This is a genomic window from Dermacoccus sp. NHGro5, from assembly GCF_017565385.1.
Lineage (GTDB): Bacteria > Actinomycetota > Actinomycetes > Actinomycetales > Dermatophilaceae > Dermacoccus > Dermacoccus nishinomiyaensis.
The window spans coordinates 56,890-73,680 of record NZ_JAGEKQ010000017.1; the positions used below are offsets into that span (position 1 = coordinate 56,890).

Genomic DNA, 16,791 nt, shown 5'->3' on the forward strand with positions numbered 1-16,791 from the left:
GAAGGCATGGATGTCGAGTGGTTGAGCGCCCTGGCTGGCGCTACCGGAGTGACCGGAGCCAGCATCGCCGGGCTTGCGTGGAGGAAGACCGCCGCGAAGCGGGCGAGCCTCGGCCGCACGCGGCTGAAGATCGAGGTATCCAGGGACGACTCGGAACCCGGCCCGATCTGGGAGGTGGCGACCGACGAGATCCTCGATCGTGAGGACTTCTTGGATGTCTACTCACTGAACGAGGACGGGGTCATCCAGCCGAACAGATTCCTGCGAGAGACCCGGCGTAGGTGGAAGGCATACGACGTCGGGGCGACGTTGCTCCCTCTCGAGGTCTACAACCCGTTGACAGTCCCGGTGTGGATCGTCGGCATCGAAGCAGAGGTGGAACAGCGGCGCAACGCCCCGACGGGTACACGCATCTCCAATCCGCCACAGGGGGAGCTCGGAGTGCTGGAACTCAGCATCGACCTCGACGCGGCCGACGCTCGAGGACGGGCAATCGATGGCACCGACTACTTCGCCGGAGCGAAGCGGGAAATCGCGCCAGGGGCGCGGGAATTCATCGGTGTTACCGGGAACTGCGCGAACGGTGCCGTCAGCTGGCGACTTCGAATCCGCCTCTTGATCGGCAGCCAGCACGCGGAGCAGCGCTTCCCGGCGGTGCAGGAGCCACCATTGTTGACGTGTGGGTACGGACCGACCAGCCAATATGAGAGATCCTGGGTGTGCAGCCTTGTCGTCATGGCCTGCGACGATGCCGCGGAACCACCGCACCTGCACGATGCTCGCCTCGACCGGGTCTAGAACAACCCCGTGGACCCAGTGATGCTGGCCGAGCGCCGGGCGTGCCGTCATCGCCGCTTGCGGTGAGTTCGCCAGATGAAGCCGAGGGCTAGTGCTGCGGCCAGAACACTGAAGATCCAGTACCAGGGGTTCGCAGACTTGTTGCCTCCGCCCAGGAGGTCGATCCCCGAGTAGGCCATGGTCAGGGGGAGCGCCACGACCGTCAGGATCGCCAACATGGTGTCGACGCGCTTCGACGATGCTTCCTGCTGGCGCTGGTGCTCCTCCTGGATGCGTCGATGTTCTTCCTGTGCCAGTTGATGCTGCAGGGAAGCCACTTCCATGAGCGAGGCGATGTCATCCTCGATCCCTGCGAGCAGGTCCGGCACCCTGAGGTTCAGCGCGAGCCGTTCCGAGATGAGCATCGTGGGGCGTGACTCGGTCTGAGGAATTCTGAGGAGAGTGGAACGGAGCCACAGCAGGCGCGTCCGGAGGTGCAGTGTGGTCCGCAGCACCTCCTCCGTCGAGCCGGCGCGGCGCAGATTTCCGATGGTGGTGTGAATCTCGTCCGCGAGCACGGAGAGGATGGTTCGAGACAGCAGCACCCCGGCCATGGCGTCGACATAGATCGTCGAGATGTAGGTAGCGGCAGCGGGAAAGCTCTTGGTGCTCCCGACGAAGGCGGTGCCGTGCCCCGTGACCATGGCCGACCACGAGTCGGAAAGACGGGTCATGTCCGAGCGAGTCCGGGCTAGGCGTGACTCCCGGTCTTGCACACTCTCCGATCCGTGCTTCTGAGACGGTGTGAGCGTTGCCATCTCTCGAGCAAGCAGCAATTCGTCGTCGTCAGCAGCGTCGAGACTCGTGGCGTTGGTGACCGCATAGAGAGAGGGAACCTGCTCTCGAGCACCTGGCAGAGCTTCGAGGTCGAATCCGGGGCCCAGGATCTTCATGAGATGCTTCAACACTGCCTTGCGTGGCTCGGCCTGTCGAACATACCCGTACAGGGCGTCCCGGAGCTGTTGGTCGGGTGTCAGTTGTTGGTCTGCGGCGAGGTGGATGATGAGAACCCCGATGTCGGCCCGGTCATCAGCCGCGCCAGCAGCGGGTGCGGTGAGAAGTTCGAGCTGGGAAAGCGCAAAACTGCCCAGTTGTATTCCGCTCGCCTCCCGATACCACCGGCGTGTGTCACGAGGTGAATCATCATCATTCGTCGGGACCAGGAGGTCGGCTGACCGTGAGGTCCATGAATGGCGTCGCTCTTGGGCATCGATGCGGTCGGCCTTCGGGTTCTGCAGATGCCCGCCCATGGAGGTGCGGACCTGTTCCGAGAGATTGAAGGGCGCCGGGCCTTCCTCCCAGTTCTCCAGGATCGTCGGATCGACGGCTACTGGCAATAGCCAGGCCGTACCCGAAGGCTCGTGCAGTTTCCCCCCGTCGCTCACTCCCCGATCTCCCCGTCTTCCTCGCCTGATGTCTCGCTGTTTCGTGCGGCGCGGAGTTCCGGCGGGCTCATGCCGTCCTTGGTGCGCCACGAGGCATTGCCACTCGCTGACGCCGCCCGGATCACGCAGGCAGAGGCAGACACGGTCTTGGCCACCCAGTCCGTCGTGAAGACGTAAGCGTCGGTGTTCTCGAGGTCGCGGGCCAAGGTCCCTTCCTCGAGCAACTGGGCGATCCTCCATTTCGTGTAATCAGGGATGGTGGGAGTCTGTTCGATCCTGGCCTGGCTGCCGCGCAGCACCTTGACCCGATCGTCATTGCGGCTGAGTTGTGCAGTCGCATGGACGTTGCTCCGAGGGACGTCGAGGTAGAGGGTCTCCTCCATCCATTCATCGTCGGTTGACTCGTTCACCGTCTCTGCGCTCCGGATGGCGTCAGCGCTGACCTTGATGTTCAGGGCGTCTGCGTACCGCAGGAGGGACGCAGCCGTGAGCTGGATGTAGTGAGCCCCTGTCTCTCGGAACATCTCTTCGACGAGTTCTGGTCGAGCTACCTGGCGGTGCTCCTCGTCGTCAGATACGAACTTGCGCCACCAGTCTTCTTTGCCGTCGTCGGTGATGAGTACCACGCATGACGCACCCTCGGTTTCGACGTACGTCTTGGCCTCGTTCAACGTCTGCCGCCAGAGCAGATAGTCGCCGTATTTGGCAACCGAACTCTTACCGACCTTGGTGCGCTCGTTCTCCTTGTCGTCCATGTAGCCAGGCGGGATGGATTCGGCGTATCGCTGGTCTGCTCTCGCCAGCTCGGCCTTGAGTACCGCATCGCCGAAGGCCTTGCCGACCCGTACCGCATTCGACGGAAGCGACGTGAGGCGCGCGAGTTCTTGGGCCACCTCGTCATGGGCCGGATCGCTGTCAAAACGTTCGCGATGCAAGGTATCTGCCGCGTCGATCTCGTCGAGAAGGGAATCGACAGTCCCGGTGAGATCGCGAACCAGATCGCGTTGTGTCTCGGTCTGCGTCAGACCTCTATCACGAATCCACGCTGCGTAAGAATTGATCAGGCTCTGGCGGGCCTTGCGGATGTCGCTGGCCGCCTTGAGCGTGTTGTCGGGGTGGCCAGCGAGGCGGTCACGGTTCTTCCAGAACTCGACCAGGACCTGGTGTGGGATCCAGAGGCGGCTGCCTAGTTTTTCGAAGATGTCGAACCACTGGTGCGTCACGTCCGGGTCGTACTTGTAGAGGTTCAACAGAACATTCGTGTCGATGACGACGAGGCCCTCCTTGATTGCCATCCTCGCTCGATCAGCCACGGGCGGAAACCAAGCCTCGAAACCATGCGCCAGCGGTGAGGCGATGACCTTCTCGGGTGTGAAACCGTCGTTCTGGACCATGGGCTCTCCAGGGAGTGGGCGGTTGATGATCCGATCATAGGCAGTGGCCGTCATGACAGCGAGTCTTTTCCCGAGCCCACGACATGATCGTGGGCGGCACCCGCGCGGCTAGTCTCGACTCATGGCCAAGTATTCCGTCGAGCATCGTGACGTCGAGACCCTGTTGAATTTGGTGAAGGCCGAGCAGATCGCGATCCCCGAGCTGCAGCGTCCTTTCGTGTGGGACAGCGTCAAGGTGCGTGACCTCATGGATTCGCTCTACAAGGGCTACCCCGTCGGCTACCTCATCACGTGGCAGTCGATCGGAGCAAAGCTCAAGGGCGGGCAGGTGGCCACTCATCAGCAGATCCTCATCGACGGGCAGCAGCGCATCACGGCCCTGCGCGCGGCTGTCGCCGGGCTCAAGGTCATCGACAAGAAGTACCGCCAGAAACGCATCACGATCGCGTTCAACCCCGTCAGTGAAGAGTTCGCAACGCTGACCCCGGTCATCGACCGCAACCCGGAGTGGGTGTCGGACGTGGCCGAGTTCTTCAACGGCTCGCCCCTGAAGTTCGTCCGCCAATACCTGGCCGCCAACCCCGATGCAGACCCGGACGTCGTGGAGGAGAACCTCGAGCACCTTGCATCCATAAAGCACGCGCAGATCGGCATCATCTCGCTCAGCGACGACCTCGACGTCGAGACGGTGTCCGAGATCTTCATCCGCATCAACTCCAAGGGCGTGCCGCTGAGCAGTGCCGACTTCGCGATGAGCAAGATCGCGACGTACGGCGACCGTGGCCGCAATCTGCGCAAGCTCATCGACTACTTCGCGCACCTGTCGGTCGCACCGCACGCGTACGACGACATCAAGGAGAACGATGTCGAATTCGGCGCCTCGGGTTATCTGGAGAAGATCGCCTGGCTTCGCAACGTCTCGGAGGACCTGTACGACCCCAACTATGGCGACATCATCCGTGTGGCTGGTCTCGTGGGCTTCAGCCGCGGGCGCGCGTCGTCGATCGTGGGGGAGCTGTCGGGTCGCGACCCGGAGACGCGGAAGCTCGACCCGGATCGCATCCCGCGGGCCTATGACGTGCTCGAAGCAGCCCTGGCGAAGATCGTCAACCAGTACGAGTTCGAGAACTTCGTCATGACGATCAAGTCCGCCGGGTTCATCACGCCCAGCATGATCGGCTCCAAGAACGCGCTGAACTTCGCCTACGCCCTCTACCTGCGTCTGCGCCAAGACGCATCGATGTCGGAAGGCGAGCGCAAGAGGATCGTGCGTCGATGGTTCGTCATGTCGATGTTGACGGGACGTCACTCCGGAAGCTTCGAGACGACGTGGGAACTCGACATGCGGCGCATCGCCTCCATGGGAGCGGCGGCCTACCTGACGCAGCTCGAAGAATCGACCCTCAGTGATGCCTACTGGAACGTCACGATGCCGTCAGCGCTCCAGACACCGTCGACGAGCGCCCCGGCGTTCCAGGCGTTCCTCGCATCGCAGATCCATGCCAACAAGCGCGGCTTCCTCTCGCGCAGCATCACCGTCACCGCGATGCACGAGAACTCCGGCGACATCCACCACATCGTCCCCAAGGCCTATCTGCAGGCGCACGGTGTCACCGACCGTCGCGACTACAACCAGGTCGCCAACTTCGCGCTGACGGAGACGTCGGTGAACATCAGTATCGGCAAGCGATCCCCGGCCGAATACATGGGCGTGGTGGACGAACAGATCGCCACTGGAGTGCTGAAGCTGGGGGAGATCGTCGACGCCGACGATCTCGTGCGCAATCTCGAAGAGAACGCCATCCCAGCGAACATCCGTGACGTCTCCGTGGACAACTACGAGAGCTTCTTGGCCGAGCGCCGCCAGCTCATGGCTCAGGCCGTTCGCCGCTACTACGAGGGGTTGTGATGACCGCAGAGTCCAGCGGCGCCGAGGCAGGCGCTCGGGGCGCCATCATCGAGATCGAGCCCGGCGTCGCCGTCGTCGTGGGTGATGCGGTGCCCGAAGGGGTCGAGTTGCTCCCCATGGATCTGATCGACACCGGCGCCCGGGGGCAGATCGCCTCAGCTGCTGCATCGGCCCTCGGCTGGGGCAATGTGGCGGCACAGACGGCGAACGGCATCGTCCAGGCACAGGGGCTGCTTCGTTTCGCCCCGCAGTCACTCGACCTCATCGCCAAGGGCGCCCAGCCCATGATGAGCGGCGGTCAGCTCACCGGCAATCTCGTCAAGGACGGCAAGATCGTCGGCCAGGCCCGGCTCATCGCTGCCGGAGGCGCGCAGGCGACCTCCATTGCGGCGTCCGCCGGCGGCGCACTCGCGATGGTCGCCATGCAGGCGCAGATGGCCCAGATTCAGCGGACCGCGGAGGAGAACCTCAAACTCACCGAGGGCGTGTTCGACGCGATCAAGAGCGACCACTGGTCCCAGATCACCGGGGCCACGAAGGTGATCAACCAGGCGTACGACATGGCGACGCACATCGGTGCGGTCACCGACTCCATCATGGGTGGTATTCGCCATCTGCGACCTGACCTCGAGGCCTACGTCGACCGCTCCCAGCACACCGTCGCCGGCCACGAGCATGCGCTGTCTCGGGCGGAGTCACACTCGGCGCGACAGCAGATTCTGCAGCGGCCCGAGGTCGTGCGCGACGCTCAGGCCCTCGTCCTCGCGACGGAGGCGCTGCGGATGTTCCGCCTCCTCGAAGCGGCGAACGCAGCCCTGCACGCCGGCGAGGACGAGCGCGAGGCCCGACGCCGCGATCGCCTCGTCGAGCAGGCCGAGACCGAAGGTGCCCGGCAGAGGGAGAGGGCGACGGCGTTGCTCGCCGACCTACGACGGGAGCTCAACCTCGCCGCGACGCTGAGCGCCCCCAAGCGCACGCTCTCCTTCCGAGAGCGGGCGGCGAGCCGCGCGAACGCGGCGTCGAGCGCCCACCTCGCGGCCATCGTCAACGACCTGGGTCGGCGTCTCGGCCTGACGAGCGTCGAACCCTTCATCGCGCCCAATCGGACCGCCGTCGACGGCGCTGTTCCAGACGCTGTCCTCCACGGACTCCCCTGGGTGGCCGGCACCCCGGGCGAGCGACTCATCGGGTTCGCCGAGATGAACGAGGCGAGCGGGCTCGCGATCGCCGACATCGGGCGCCGCCGCTGGGTAGCCGTCACGGATCGGACCACGTACGTGATGTCACCCAAGACCTTCGAGAGTTCCGCCGAGATAGAGCACGCGATCGACAACGGCGACATTCGCTTCGTGCGGGTGAAGAAGAACGACGGGCGGGCGCCCGCGCTCACCATCGTGACCACGGATGACGACCTGCACCTCGAGTTCGGCTCGTGGGCGAAGGACGGCGAAGCCCACCAAGCCGCCGAATCGTTCGCCGAACTGCTGGCGAGCCGCATGAACCTGCCCGACGACGAGGTGCCCGTCGTCGACATCCCGGAATTGGCCCAATCCCTCACGCCCATGAGCATCGAGCGATGACGGGACGCGTGGGTCCCGGGTCGGTCGAGCGGCGGCGCTGATGACCGCCCTCTGGCCGGCCGCTGAGCAGGACGCTCTGCGCGCCGAGGCCATCCGATGGCTGGCGGCCCGCACCAATGACGGCCTCGACGCATTGACGTCAGAGGAGATCGCGGAGTTCACCTTCGGCGGAGGGAGCTTCAGGCTCATGGACCCCCAGAGGGGGATCCGCAAGCCGCGACAGTTCACCGCGGCACTCTCGATCCGGACGACCTATTGCCCCGAAGGTGCTGAGCGCCCCTACGAGGACGACATGGGCCCCGACGGGCTCGTCAGATACAAGTGGCGCGGCGATGACCCGAACCACCCGGAGAACCGCGCGCTGCGCGAGGCCATGATTCATCGCGCGCCTCTCATCTGGTTCTGGGGAGTGGGCCAGGCCCTCTACAAGCCCGTCTTCCCCGTCTACCTCATCGCCGAGGAGGAGGCGCAGCAACAATTCGTCGTGGCCACGGACGGCCTGCAGCATCTGCAGCAGACGACGTCACCGATGGAGGAAGTCCTGCGTCGATACCTGCGCCAGGAGACCTATCGCCGCCTGCACCAGCCCGTCTTCCGCAGCATGATCATGAGGGCGTACGAATCCAGCTGCGCCGTGTGCCAGCTTAGGCACAGCCCCCTCCTCGACGCCGCGCACATCGTCGAGGATCGACATGAGCGTGGCATTGCATCCGTCCGCAACGGGCTCGCACTCTGCAAGATCCATCACGCCGCCTATGACGTCGGCATCCTCGGCCTGACACCCGAGTTACGCGTCGAGGTACGCGCCGACATCCTCGACGAGGTGGACGGCCCGTTGCTCGAGCACGGCATCAAGAAGCTGCACGGTCAACCGCTCATGGTGGTTCCCCGCCGCCGCGCCGACCGGCCCGACCCCGAGCTGCTGCAGATCCACTACGAGCGCTTTCGCGCCTCGTGACCGCCTTCGCGTGCCACAGTTGAGACATGATCAACGACCCGGGTTACGGCGGCACCCATCGTCACGACGACACGCAGGCCATGCCCCACGCGTCAGGGCCTTATGGGGCGCGTTCCGACGGCTACGCAGCTGCGCGAGACAGGCACCACGGCAGCTCTCCGGCCGGCGACGACGGCTACCGGGCCGACGCGCCCTACATCGACTCGGCCGGCGCGACTCACGGCGGACGGGCCGCGGGCGCCGACCAGCCGTACCCGTACTCGCCGTACCCGTCGGGCGCGCCCTCCGGTCAGGGTTCGCCCGGGTACAACCAGGGCCCGTCATGGCAGGGCGGCTACGGTCATGGCCCGAGCGGCGCGCCGGGTTACGACCAGCAGGGCAACGGTGCGTGGCAGGGGCCGACCGCCCAGCGGTTCCCGGGCCAACAGCCCCAGGGCTACGGGTCGTGGCAGGGCCCCGTGCAACCGGGCGTCGCACACGGCCAGATGCTCTACGCGTCGGGCCTGATCGACCCGATGACGGGCGAACCGCTCTCCGACAAATCCAAGATCGCCGCCGGCCTGCTGCAGCTCTTCTTCGGCTACTTCGGCGTCGGCCGCTTCTACATCGGTGACACGCGAACCGGCGGCATCCAACTCGCCCTCGGCCTCATCGGCCTGTTCGGCACGCTCATCCTCGTCGGCTTCCCGATCCTCGTCGGCGTCAGCATCTGGGCGTTCATCGACGCGATCCTCATGCTGACCGGCTCCGTGCGCGACCCCTACGGTCGCAAGCTGAACTGAGCCACCACCCGACGAGTAGCGTCGAACCATGAGCGCTTCGAGTCAGCCCACCGCCCCCTGGGGCCATGCCCGCGCCGTCACCGTCGCCGACCTGACGTTCGACGTCGCCACCGCCGGCCCTGATGACGGCGCGCCGGTGATGCTGCTGCACGGCTTCCCCGAGTCGAACGCCCAATGGCGTTCCGTCGCAGCGCAACTCGCCGACGCCGGCCACCGCGTCATCGCCCCGAACCTGCGCGGCTACTCACCCGCCGCACGCCCCCAGGGCGCTGAGAACTACTCGATCGACGAACTCGTCGGCGACGTCATCGGCCTGCTCGACGCCCTCGACATCGAGCGCGCTCACCTCGTCGGGCACGACTGGGGCGGCACGATCGGGTGGTTCGCCGCCATCCGCCACCCCGAACGTTTCGCGACGTACACCGCCGTCAGCACCGCCCACCCCAGGGCCATGCTCGACGCCATCGCCACCGACGAGTCCCAGCGCGACGCCATGCAGTACATCAAGACGTTCCGCGAACCCGACGCCGCCGAACTCCTCATGGCCGACGACTGGCGCCAGCTACGCGAAGGCTGCCACGACCTGCCCCGGGCGACGTTCGACGAACACGCCCGTCTCCTCGCCAAACCCGGCGCCCTCGATGCCGCCCTCAACTACTACCGCGCCTACGGCCCCCACGACGCCGCCGACCTCGGCCCTTGCACCATCCCGACGACGTACGTCTGGGGCGCGGACGACTTCGCCTTCGGCCGCACCGCCGCCCACCTCACCCACGCCTACGTCGACGCCCCCTACCGCCTCGTCGAACTCGAGAACACCGGCCACTGGATCAGCGACCTCCACCCCGAACCGCTCGCCGCCGCCATCCTCGAACGCATCGACGAGGCCCACGGACGCTGAGCTGGCGCCGTCATCGCCGCCACTCGAAGGGCCCGGCGGAGGCGCGCGCTCGCCCGACGGGTCTGTGTGCTCGCTCGGCAAGCCTGTGGACCATCCATGCCAACGACCGCGGGAGGGCGCCTCAAGCGCACCGAGCCCATCGAAACGCACATTGGACGCTCTGGATGCCCGCAGCCTTGACGGGCGACCGACACTCCCACAACACGGCGTTACCCGCCAGTTGGAACCGATGAGCTCCCAGGTTCCTCTAATGTGTTGATCAAACGTCCGTGGCACGGGAGGAAAACCGCGATGTCCAACTCGAACGACGACCTGAACGAGCAGCCGACGCAGATGGCGTCGGCCGGTTCGCACGAGCAGGCCGGCGAGGGCCAGTCGACCTGGCAGAGCCAGGGTCAGCAGGGTCAGCACCAGGCAGGCGGGCTCGGCGGACAGTTCGCTGCCAACGAGGGCGAGACCCGCGCGATGCCGCACAACGCCTCGAACGCGCAGGGCTCGAACGGGTACGGCCAGGCCGCCGGCGGCCCCGGCCAGTACCCTCCGGTTCCCGGCTCCGCTCCGCAGGGCGGCACCTACCAGACGTCGGGCGGGCAGCAGGGCTCGAACCCCGCCGGCCAGTACGGCTCCGGGTACGGTTCGTCGGCACAGAATTCCGCGCCCAACAACCAGGGTGGTCAGTGGAACTCGGCTTCGCAGGGGCAGCAGGGCGCGCCCTACGGCCAGAACGGCCAGGGTCAGCCCGCCCAGCAGAACGGCGGCTACAACTCCTCGCCGCAGGGCTACGCTTCCGGCGCGCAGGCTGGATACGCCAACACCAACCAGCAGGGTGCCGCCTACAACCCCGGCCAGCAGTAAAACCAGGGCCAGACGGTGACGCAGAACCAGTACGCGCCCCAGAACGGCGCGACGGCCGACAAGCCCCGCCCCGGCCTCGGCAAGACGCTCGGCTGGGGCCTCGTTGCCGCCTCGCTCCTCGCCATCATCGGTGTCTTCGGCACCTGGATGTGGGTCAAGCTCGACGCCGGCACGCTCGGCAACTTCAACGCCTCGACCAACGGCATCGGCATGAAGTCGAGCAACATCCCCAACTCCAGCTCCGCCGGCGATGACAACAAGATTACTGACGGCTGGTTCGTCCTCATTCCCGCCATCATCGCCCTGGCTCTCGGCGTGCTGCGCGCACTCGGTAAGATCCGCAAGCCCGTCATGTGGGCCGGCGCGGCGCTGGGCGGTATCGCCACCGGCCGTCGCCGTCTACGACTACTTCGACGTCCGCGACAAGCTGGACGAGGCCAAGCAGGGCGCGAACGGCCTCGCCGGGTTCAGCGCCGGCAGCGGCTGGGGGCTGACGCTGTGCATCATCGCGGGTCTGCTCATGCTCATCACGAGCGTCATCAGCGCCCTGCGCGACTGACGAACACCAGCCACCGCAGAGGCGCCTCACCCGAACAGGGTGGGGCGCCTCGGGCGTTGTCGGCGAAGATGACGGGCGCTGTGCAACTGTTCCAGCCGCAGCGTCGCCTGTGGACGGTGACGGCTGTGGATGACGAGCGCGCGGCCGGTCGTGGCGTCGCAAGACTGACGTCATGTTTCCCGCACCCGAACCGCAGCCCACGTCGTTGCCGTACCCGCTCCCACCGGCTCACCCGCGCGTGGGCAGCTACGGCCCGCCCATCGACGCACCCCACATGCCACCGACTCAGAGCTTTGCGCCTGACGCTCGGGGCCACCACGACAGCGGGTGGAACCACGAACAGCCCATGCCCGGCGCCTGGCCTTCGGGCGCGTGGTCGTCGGACGCCTGGGCCTCAGGGCCGTGGCCGCCTGGAACCGTCCCCCCGCAAGCCTGGTCGGCTGGGCCGCGGGCTCCTGGGGAGTGGTCCGCGGCGGGGTGGCATCAGGGAAGTTGGCAACCCGGCCCATGGCAACCCGGCGCATGGCCGACGCAGCCCGCATCCGTGCCGCAGCATTCACCGCGCAAGAAGACGACAGCGGGGCTCCTGCAGATCGTCGGTGGCTGGGCGGGCCTTGGCCGGTTCTACGCCGGTGACTCACGCCGCGGCGGCATCCACCTCGCGGTGTTCAGCAGTGGCATCTTCGTGCCCGGCTGCACGATGCTCAGCGTGTTCATGGTCGCCTACGGCGTCATCGACGGCATCCAGATCCTCATGCTCAACGCCCGCGACGACACCGGCCGGTTGTTGAGCGAATGAGGAGGTTGCTGACGACAGCTCAGCGTGCTTCCAGATTTGAGATCAGGGTGCTGACCCGCTCGCGGCGGCCGTCTTCGGAGCCCCGGGGCCTCCGGTGCCGAGCGTATTGGTCGGCTCGGGAGCAGGCGGCGTCGTCGCCGGGGGCTGCGTGGGCGCAGGCGTCGTCGGGGCCTGCGTCGTCGGCGGCGGTGCGGACGTCGTGGTGGGTTTCGTCGTCGTGGTGGTCGACGGCGCCGTGGTCGTTGACTTCGTCGTCGGCTTCGTCGACGTGGGCTTCGGTTTGGACGAGGTCGTCTTCGGCTTCGTCGTCGTGCTAGGCACGCGCGTCGTCGTCGTGCGGGGCGCGCGCGTCGTCGGCGCAGCAGTGCGCGTGGGCGCCGTGGTCGGTGCCACCGTCGTGGCCTCCGCGGTCGGCCGGCTCGACGAGGTCGTCGACGTGCTCGAGGAGGACGACGAACTTGAGCTCGATGAACTCGACGAACCAGACGACGAATTCGACGGCGTGGCCGATGTGCTCGACGCCACCGAGGCCGGGAGCTGGGAGTCGCTGTTGCTGCCGTAGTTCTTCGCGAACATGGTGGCACCGACCAACGCTCCGGCACCGATGATCGACGCCGTCACCACCCCGATGAACGCGCGACGACGAGACCGGTTGGCTTCTTCCTCAGCCAGCAGGTCATCGTGCTCGTCGTCATGCCAGAACGGCTCGTCCTCCACCATCGTCACGAGTCTACGAAGGTGCGACGCCGACGACAAACACGCAGTCGTGAACCTCGTCGGAGGGTGAGTCTGCGGTCCTCGACGTCCGGGACCCGCGCGCTTGCGGGGTACGCGGCCGTGGCGAAGTCGACGGTGTGTTCGAGCTTTCTCCACCCCTGCGGGGCGAGGATCTCGACACCGAGTCCGGCATACCACCGGGGCGAGCAGTCAGCTCGGTCGTCCAAGCCGCGCGGTCTTCCATGCGGCGCCGGCACTCAGTTCGACGCGAGGTCGCAGATGTTGTACCACCCCTGCAGGTTCGTCTCGTTCTTCTCGAACGACGTGAAGTTCCACGCCACCTTCGTGTACGCGGGCCGCCCGCGGCACGTGCCGAGCTTGGCCGTGATGTACGCCTTCTGCCGCGGCAGGTCGACCATCGAATCGGAGTTCTCGCCGTTCTCGGCGACGCCCGTGGCACGTGCCACCTGGCTGCCCCAGCTGCTCCACACGACGTCCGTGACGAACATCGTGTGGTGCGACGTGATGGCGAACGTCGACGGCTTGACCTTGCCGATGCCATCGGCGATGACCGGGCTGCCCGGCGTGAGAACTTGCTTGCGCCCGAACGTCACACCACTCACGGTGCTCGGCGTGGGATCACCCGGCGCAGGCGGGCGCTCGGAGGTCGCGCTGTACGTCGGCGAACTGCGCGTCGCCGACGGTGACGTCGGCTGCGGCGGCACCGTCGACGACGCAGGCGTCGTGGGGGCAGCGGTGCTCGACGTCGGGGCCGACGTGGAAGTCGGCGCGCTCGAGGACACCGCCGTCGACGTGGTGGGTTGCGACGAGGTCGATGACGGCGTGGTCGACGCCGTCGCCGTGTACGACGACGTGCCCGACGCCGGGTTCGACCCGTCGTCCGATGAACAACCCGTCAGGGCTGCGAGGCCGGCGATGAACGTGATGCTGACGATCCCCCGAGTTCTCATGCTTCAACGCTAGGCCGCTACCAGGCGGTAGGGGTGCGAAGTGGCCGGGAATTCGGGGTGCGAGATCAGCAGGTTCACCATCGAGCCGACGAGCCCGCCACACGGTCGGCGGAACTCGTCGGCTGGACGAGATGCGTCAGGGGGTGACGACGATCTTGCCGCGCGTGTGGCCCTCACGGCTCTGGGCGAAGGCATCGGCGAGCCGCTCGAGCGGGAACGTCGCGGCGATGTCGACGCGCAGCGCGCCGTCGTCGACGAGTTGCGCGAGCTTCGCGAGGTCGTCGGCGCTCGGGCGCACCCACGCATAGAGCCCGCCATTGAGCGCGACGCTCGGGTCGGCGACCGATACGTGCCGCCCGGCCGGGGTGAGCAGCTGCATCGTCTGCTCCTCGACGTCACCGACGTAGTCGGCGCTCACCGTCACGCCGTCGGGTGCGATGGCGCGCACACGCTCGACCAGGCCGTCACCGTATTCGACGACGTCGTCCGCCCCCAGGCCGCGCACGTACTCGTGGTTGCGCTCGGACGCGGTGCCGATGACACGCGCCCCGATGTGCTTCGCGATCTGCACCGCGTACGACCCGACGCCGCCGGCCGCACCGTGCACGAGCAGCGTGTCGTTGGCGTTGAGGTTGAGACGCGTCAGCGTCTGGTAGGCCGTGAGCCCGGCGAGGGGCAGGGAGGCCGCTTCCTCGAACGTCATCGACGCGGGCTTGCGAGTCGCGGTACGCACCGGGACGGTGACGAGTTCGGCGAACGTGCCGCCGGCCACGACGTCCTTGCGGGCGTACGCCATGATCTCGTCGCCGACGCGGAACTCGGGCGCGTCGAGCCCGACGGCCTCGACGACGCCCGCGACGTCCCAGCCCGGAACGGCGGGGAAGACCGTCATCATGAGCGGGTCGAGCCCGCCCGACATGACCTTCCAGTCGACGGGGTTGACGCTCGCCGCCTTCACGCGCACGAGCACCTCACCGGGGCCGACGCGCGGGGTGTCGAGGTCGCGCAGTTCGAGAACACTGTCATCGCCGTAGCGGGAGTACGTCATCGCCTTCATGCTCAGTTCAATGACATGCGCGGCGCACGTATTCCGTCATGCGGTCGGCAGGAGTCGTCAATCGCCACGTCGAGCGCGTCCCCGTTCGTCGCGGCGTGACGTGGCGCGCGCCGGGGCGGCACGTCGCACCCCGGCGTCCCGGCGGCGAGGATGAGCGCGGCGCGCTGATGGCGCATGATGGGCGCGTGCATGACGACGACGCGACACACGAGTTGCCCCTCCGATCGGCGGGAGAACACCTGGCCGGGACGGCCTCCGGGGGAGATGCTTCCGGACCGGACACCGCGCCGTCGGACCCGTCGGGCCGCCCCGTCCTCGACGTCGGGCTCGTCGTCTCACCCGGCGCGCTGACGAGCGCGACGCTCGCGTCCGACGTGACGGCGGCGCTCGCGGCGCAATACCCGCAGGTCGAGTGGAACCTCGTCGTCGTCGAAGATCGTCTCGCCGAACCGCCCGTCACGCCCCTCGATCTCATCGAGACGGCCCGCGATCGGATGCTCGACGAAAACTGGGATCTCGTGCTCGTCCTCACCGATCTGCCGCTCAAGGACGGGCGCCGCGTCGTGCAGACGCAGCTGTCGCCCGTCCATGGCGTCGGGCTCGTCGTCGTGCCGGCCCTCGGCGTTGTGCAGGTGGCGACGAAAGTGCGCGCCGCGTGCGTGCGTCTCATCGAGGAGCTGCTCGACTTCGACGAGGACGACACGAGCGGCGACATCGACCGCCGTGCCCGCCAGCGGGCTGAGGACGTCGAGGGGCGCGACGGCGAGAACCCGGCGCAGTTCGCGGCGCGCGTGCTCGGCGGCAACGTCGGCGTGCTGCTCGGGCTCGTGCGAGCCAACCGTCCGCTGACGCTCGCGCTGCGCCTCAGCCAACTCATCGCGGTGACGGCGGCAGCCGGCGCGCTCACGCTCATCACGCCCGACATCTGGGTGCTCGCCACGAACTACGGGCCGTGGAGGCTCGGCCTGCTGTCGGTGGTCGCCGTTGTGGCCGTAGAGGTTTCGCTGATCGTCGGGGCGAAGTTGTGGGAACGCCCGCGCCGCAAGGCCGAGCGCGAACAAGTGATGCTCTTCAACGTCGCCACAGCCCTGACGATGACGATCGGCGTCAGCGTCTTCTACCTCGCCGTGTTCCTGCTGGCGCTCGCTGCCGCTTTCCTGCTGCTCGACGGGCATTCGTTCCAGCAGTTGTCGGATCAGTCGTGGTCGATCGGCAAGATCGTCGAGAGCGCCTGGATGACGGCGTCACTCGCGACGCTGGGCGGCGCTGTCGGAGCAGGCCTCGAGGAGGACGACATCACCCGCGCCGCGGCCTACACGCGCGAGTCGGACGAGGGCTGAGCCTCGCCTCAGTGGCGCTCCGACGAACTGTCGAAGTAGCTGATGAGCTGCAGCATCTCGGGCAGCACGTGATCGTCATCAGCGGAGTTCGCCGCGCGCAGCGCACTGATCTCGTGGTGCAGCCTCTCCATGTCGGCGTCGAGACGGCTGGCCGTGTGCGCCGCCGTCGTCAGCTCCGAGAGCAGGTGCGCGGGCACGTCGCCGTCGTACTTGTAGTAGATCTTGTGCTCGAGGCTCGCCCAGAAATCCATGGCGATGGTGCGCAACTGCACCTCGACGGGCACGGGCTGCGGGCCCGTCGACAAGAAGACCGGCACCTCGACGATGAGATGCAGGCTGCGATACCCGTTCGGCTTCGGGTGCGCGACGTAGTCCTTCTGCTCGAGCAGCGTGACGTCGTCCTGCGCGAGCAACAGGTCGCGGACGCGGTAGACATCGTGCGTGAACGAACAGATGACGCGGATGCCGGCGATGTCCGTGACGCGCGCCCGGACGTCGTCGAGGTGGCGGCAGTCGCGTTTGCGGGCCTTGCGCAGCAGCGAGTCCATCGACTTCAGCCGCGTGCTGACGCTCTCGATCGGGCTGTACCTGTCGGTGTGCGTGAACTCGCGTTGCAGCACGCGCAGCTTCGTCTCGATCTCGTCGATGGCCGAACGGTACGCGACCATGAACTGCTCGACGGCCGCGATACGCTCACGCGCCTCCTGAGCCGACAGGACGGGACGAGGCATGGGGTGCGAATCGGTC

Annotated in this window: 17 protein-coding genes; 12 read left to right on the plus strand and 5 right to left on the minus strand. The window is 66.9% G+C overall.

The window, feature by feature from the left end; translation table 11 throughout:
- Positions 1-6: 6 nt before the first annotated feature.
- Positions 7-798: a hypothetical protein gene (locus J4Z35_RS08520; RefSeq protein WP_074040069.1), complete on the plus strand. Its 792-nt coding sequence runs from the start codon at positions 7-9 to the stop codon at positions 796-798.
- Between the two features lie 47 nt (positions 799-845).
- On the opposite strand, the gene J4Z35_RS08525 is transcribed toward J4Z35_RS08520, so the two are convergent.
- A complete protein-coding gene (locus J4Z35_RS08525) occupies positions 846-2,222 on the minus strand; it encodes a hypothetical protein (protein ID WP_136788220.1) in 1,377 nt (458 codons plus the stop codon).
- Positions 2,219-3,670 (minus strand): PIN-like domain-containing protein, encoded by a 1,452-nt coding sequence (locus J4Z35_RS08530; protein ID WP_074040075.1) that lies wholly within the window; start codon positions 3,668-3,670, stop codon positions 2,219-2,221. Before J4Z35_RS08530 ends, J4Z35_RS08525 begins: the two co-directional genes overlap by 4 nt.
- A 67-nt stretch (positions 3,671-3,737) precedes the next feature.
- On the opposite strand from J4Z35_RS08530, the gene J4Z35_RS08535 reads away from it, so the two are divergent.
- The 9 genes from J4Z35_RS08535 (at position 3,738) to J4Z35_RS08575 (ending at position 12,521) form a co-directional block, all read left to right on the plus strand.
- A complete protein-coding gene (locus J4Z35_RS08535; protein ID WP_074040077.1) occupies positions 3,738-5,525 on the plus strand; it encodes a DUF262 domain-containing protein in 1,788 nt (595 codons plus the stop codon).
- Positions 5,525-7,105 (plus strand): hypothetical protein, encoded by a 1,581-nt coding sequence (locus J4Z35_RS08540; protein ID WP_074040079.1) that lies wholly within the window; start codon positions 5,525-5,527, stop codon positions 7,103-7,105. Before J4Z35_RS08535 ends, J4Z35_RS08540 begins: the two co-directional genes overlap by 1 nt.
- Positions 7,106-7,145: 40 nt before the next feature.
- Entirely contained in the window at positions 7,146-8,063 is a 918-nt protein-coding gene (locus tag J4Z35_RS08545; protein ID WP_006944779.1) for an HNH endonuclease, read from the plus strand.
- Between the two features lie 26 nt (positions 8,064-8,089).
- A complete protein-coding gene (locus tag J4Z35_RS08550; RefSeq protein ID WP_006944805.1) occupies positions 8,090-8,845 on the plus strand; it encodes a TM2 domain-containing protein in 756 nt (251 codons plus the stop codon).
- Between the two features lie 28 nt (positions 8,846-8,873).
- Complete coding sequence (locus J4Z35_RS08555) at positions 8,874-9,746, plus strand: alpha/beta hydrolase (RefSeq protein WP_074040081.1); 873 nt, start codon at positions 8,874-8,876, stop codon at positions 9,744-9,746.
- A 291-nt stretch (positions 9,747-10,037) separates the two neighbouring features.
- A complete protein-coding gene (locus J4Z35_RS08560) occupies positions 10,038-10,601 on the plus strand; it encodes a hypothetical protein (protein ID WP_074040082.1) in 564 nt (187 codons plus the stop codon).
- Positions 10,602-10,851: 250 nt separating this feature from the next.
- The gene (locus J4Z35_RS08565; protein WP_136788219.1) at positions 10,852-11,160 is read left to right on the plus strand and encodes a hypothetical protein; all 309 of its coding nucleotides are present in this window, start codon (positions 10,852-10,854) and stop codon (positions 11,158-11,160) included.
- A 544-nt stretch (positions 11,161-11,704) separates the two neighbouring features.
- The gene (locus J4Z35_RS14855) at positions 11,705-11,959 is read left to right on the plus strand and encodes a TM2 domain-containing protein (RefSeq protein ID WP_074040084.1); all 255 of its coding nucleotides are present in this window, start codon (positions 11,705-11,707) and stop codon (positions 11,957-11,959) included.
- 94 nt (positions 11,960-12,053) lie between these two features.
- Positions 12,054-12,521: a hypothetical protein gene (locus tag J4Z35_RS08575; RefSeq protein WP_171969840.1), complete on the plus strand. Its 468-nt coding sequence runs from the start codon at positions 12,054-12,056 to the stop codon at positions 12,519-12,521.
- Between the two features lie 412 nt (positions 12,522-12,933).
- Here J4Z35_RS08575 and J4Z35_RS08580 read toward each other — a convergent pair whose 3' ends face one another.
- Positions 12,934-13,299, minus strand: a complete 366-nt coding sequence (locus J4Z35_RS08580) for a hypothetical protein (RefSeq protein WP_074040087.1) — start codon at positions 13,297-13,299, stop codon at positions 12,934-12,936.
- Between the two features lie 10 nt (positions 13,300-13,309).
- Here J4Z35_RS08580 and J4Z35_RS08585 point away from each other — a divergent pair, with 10 nt between their 5' ends.
- Positions 13,310-13,660 (plus strand): hypothetical protein, encoded by a 351-nt coding sequence (locus J4Z35_RS08585; RefSeq protein ID WP_136788216.1) that lies wholly within the window; start codon positions 13,310-13,312, stop codon positions 13,658-13,660.
- A gap of 123 nt (positions 13,661-13,783) precedes the next feature.
- Here J4Z35_RS08585 and J4Z35_RS08590 read toward each other — a convergent pair whose 3' ends face one another.
- Positions 13,784-14,704 carry an NADP-dependent oxidoreductase gene (locus J4Z35_RS08590; protein WP_074040089.1) on the minus strand — a complete coding sequence of 307 codons (921 nt, stop codon included), beginning with the start codon at positions 14,702-14,704 and terminating at the stop codon, positions 13,784-13,786.
- Between the two features lie 185 nt (positions 14,705-14,889).
- Here J4Z35_RS08590 and J4Z35_RS08595 point away from each other — a divergent pair, with 185 nt between their 5' ends.
- On the plus strand, positions 14,890-16,044 hold the full coding sequence (locus J4Z35_RS08595) for a hypothetical protein (protein ID WP_253184072.1): 1,155 nt from the start codon (positions 14,890-14,892) through the stop codon (positions 16,042-16,044).
- 8 nt (positions 16,045-16,052) lie between these two features.
- Here the strand turns inward: J4Z35_RS08595 and J4Z35_RS14735 are convergent, their stop codons facing one another.
- Positions 16,053-16,775: a GTP pyrophosphokinase family protein gene (locus J4Z35_RS14735; RefSeq protein ID WP_074040147.1), complete on the minus strand. Its 723-nt coding sequence runs from the start codon at positions 16,773-16,775 to the stop codon at positions 16,053-16,055.
- Positions 16,776-16,791 lie beyond the last annotated feature (16 nt).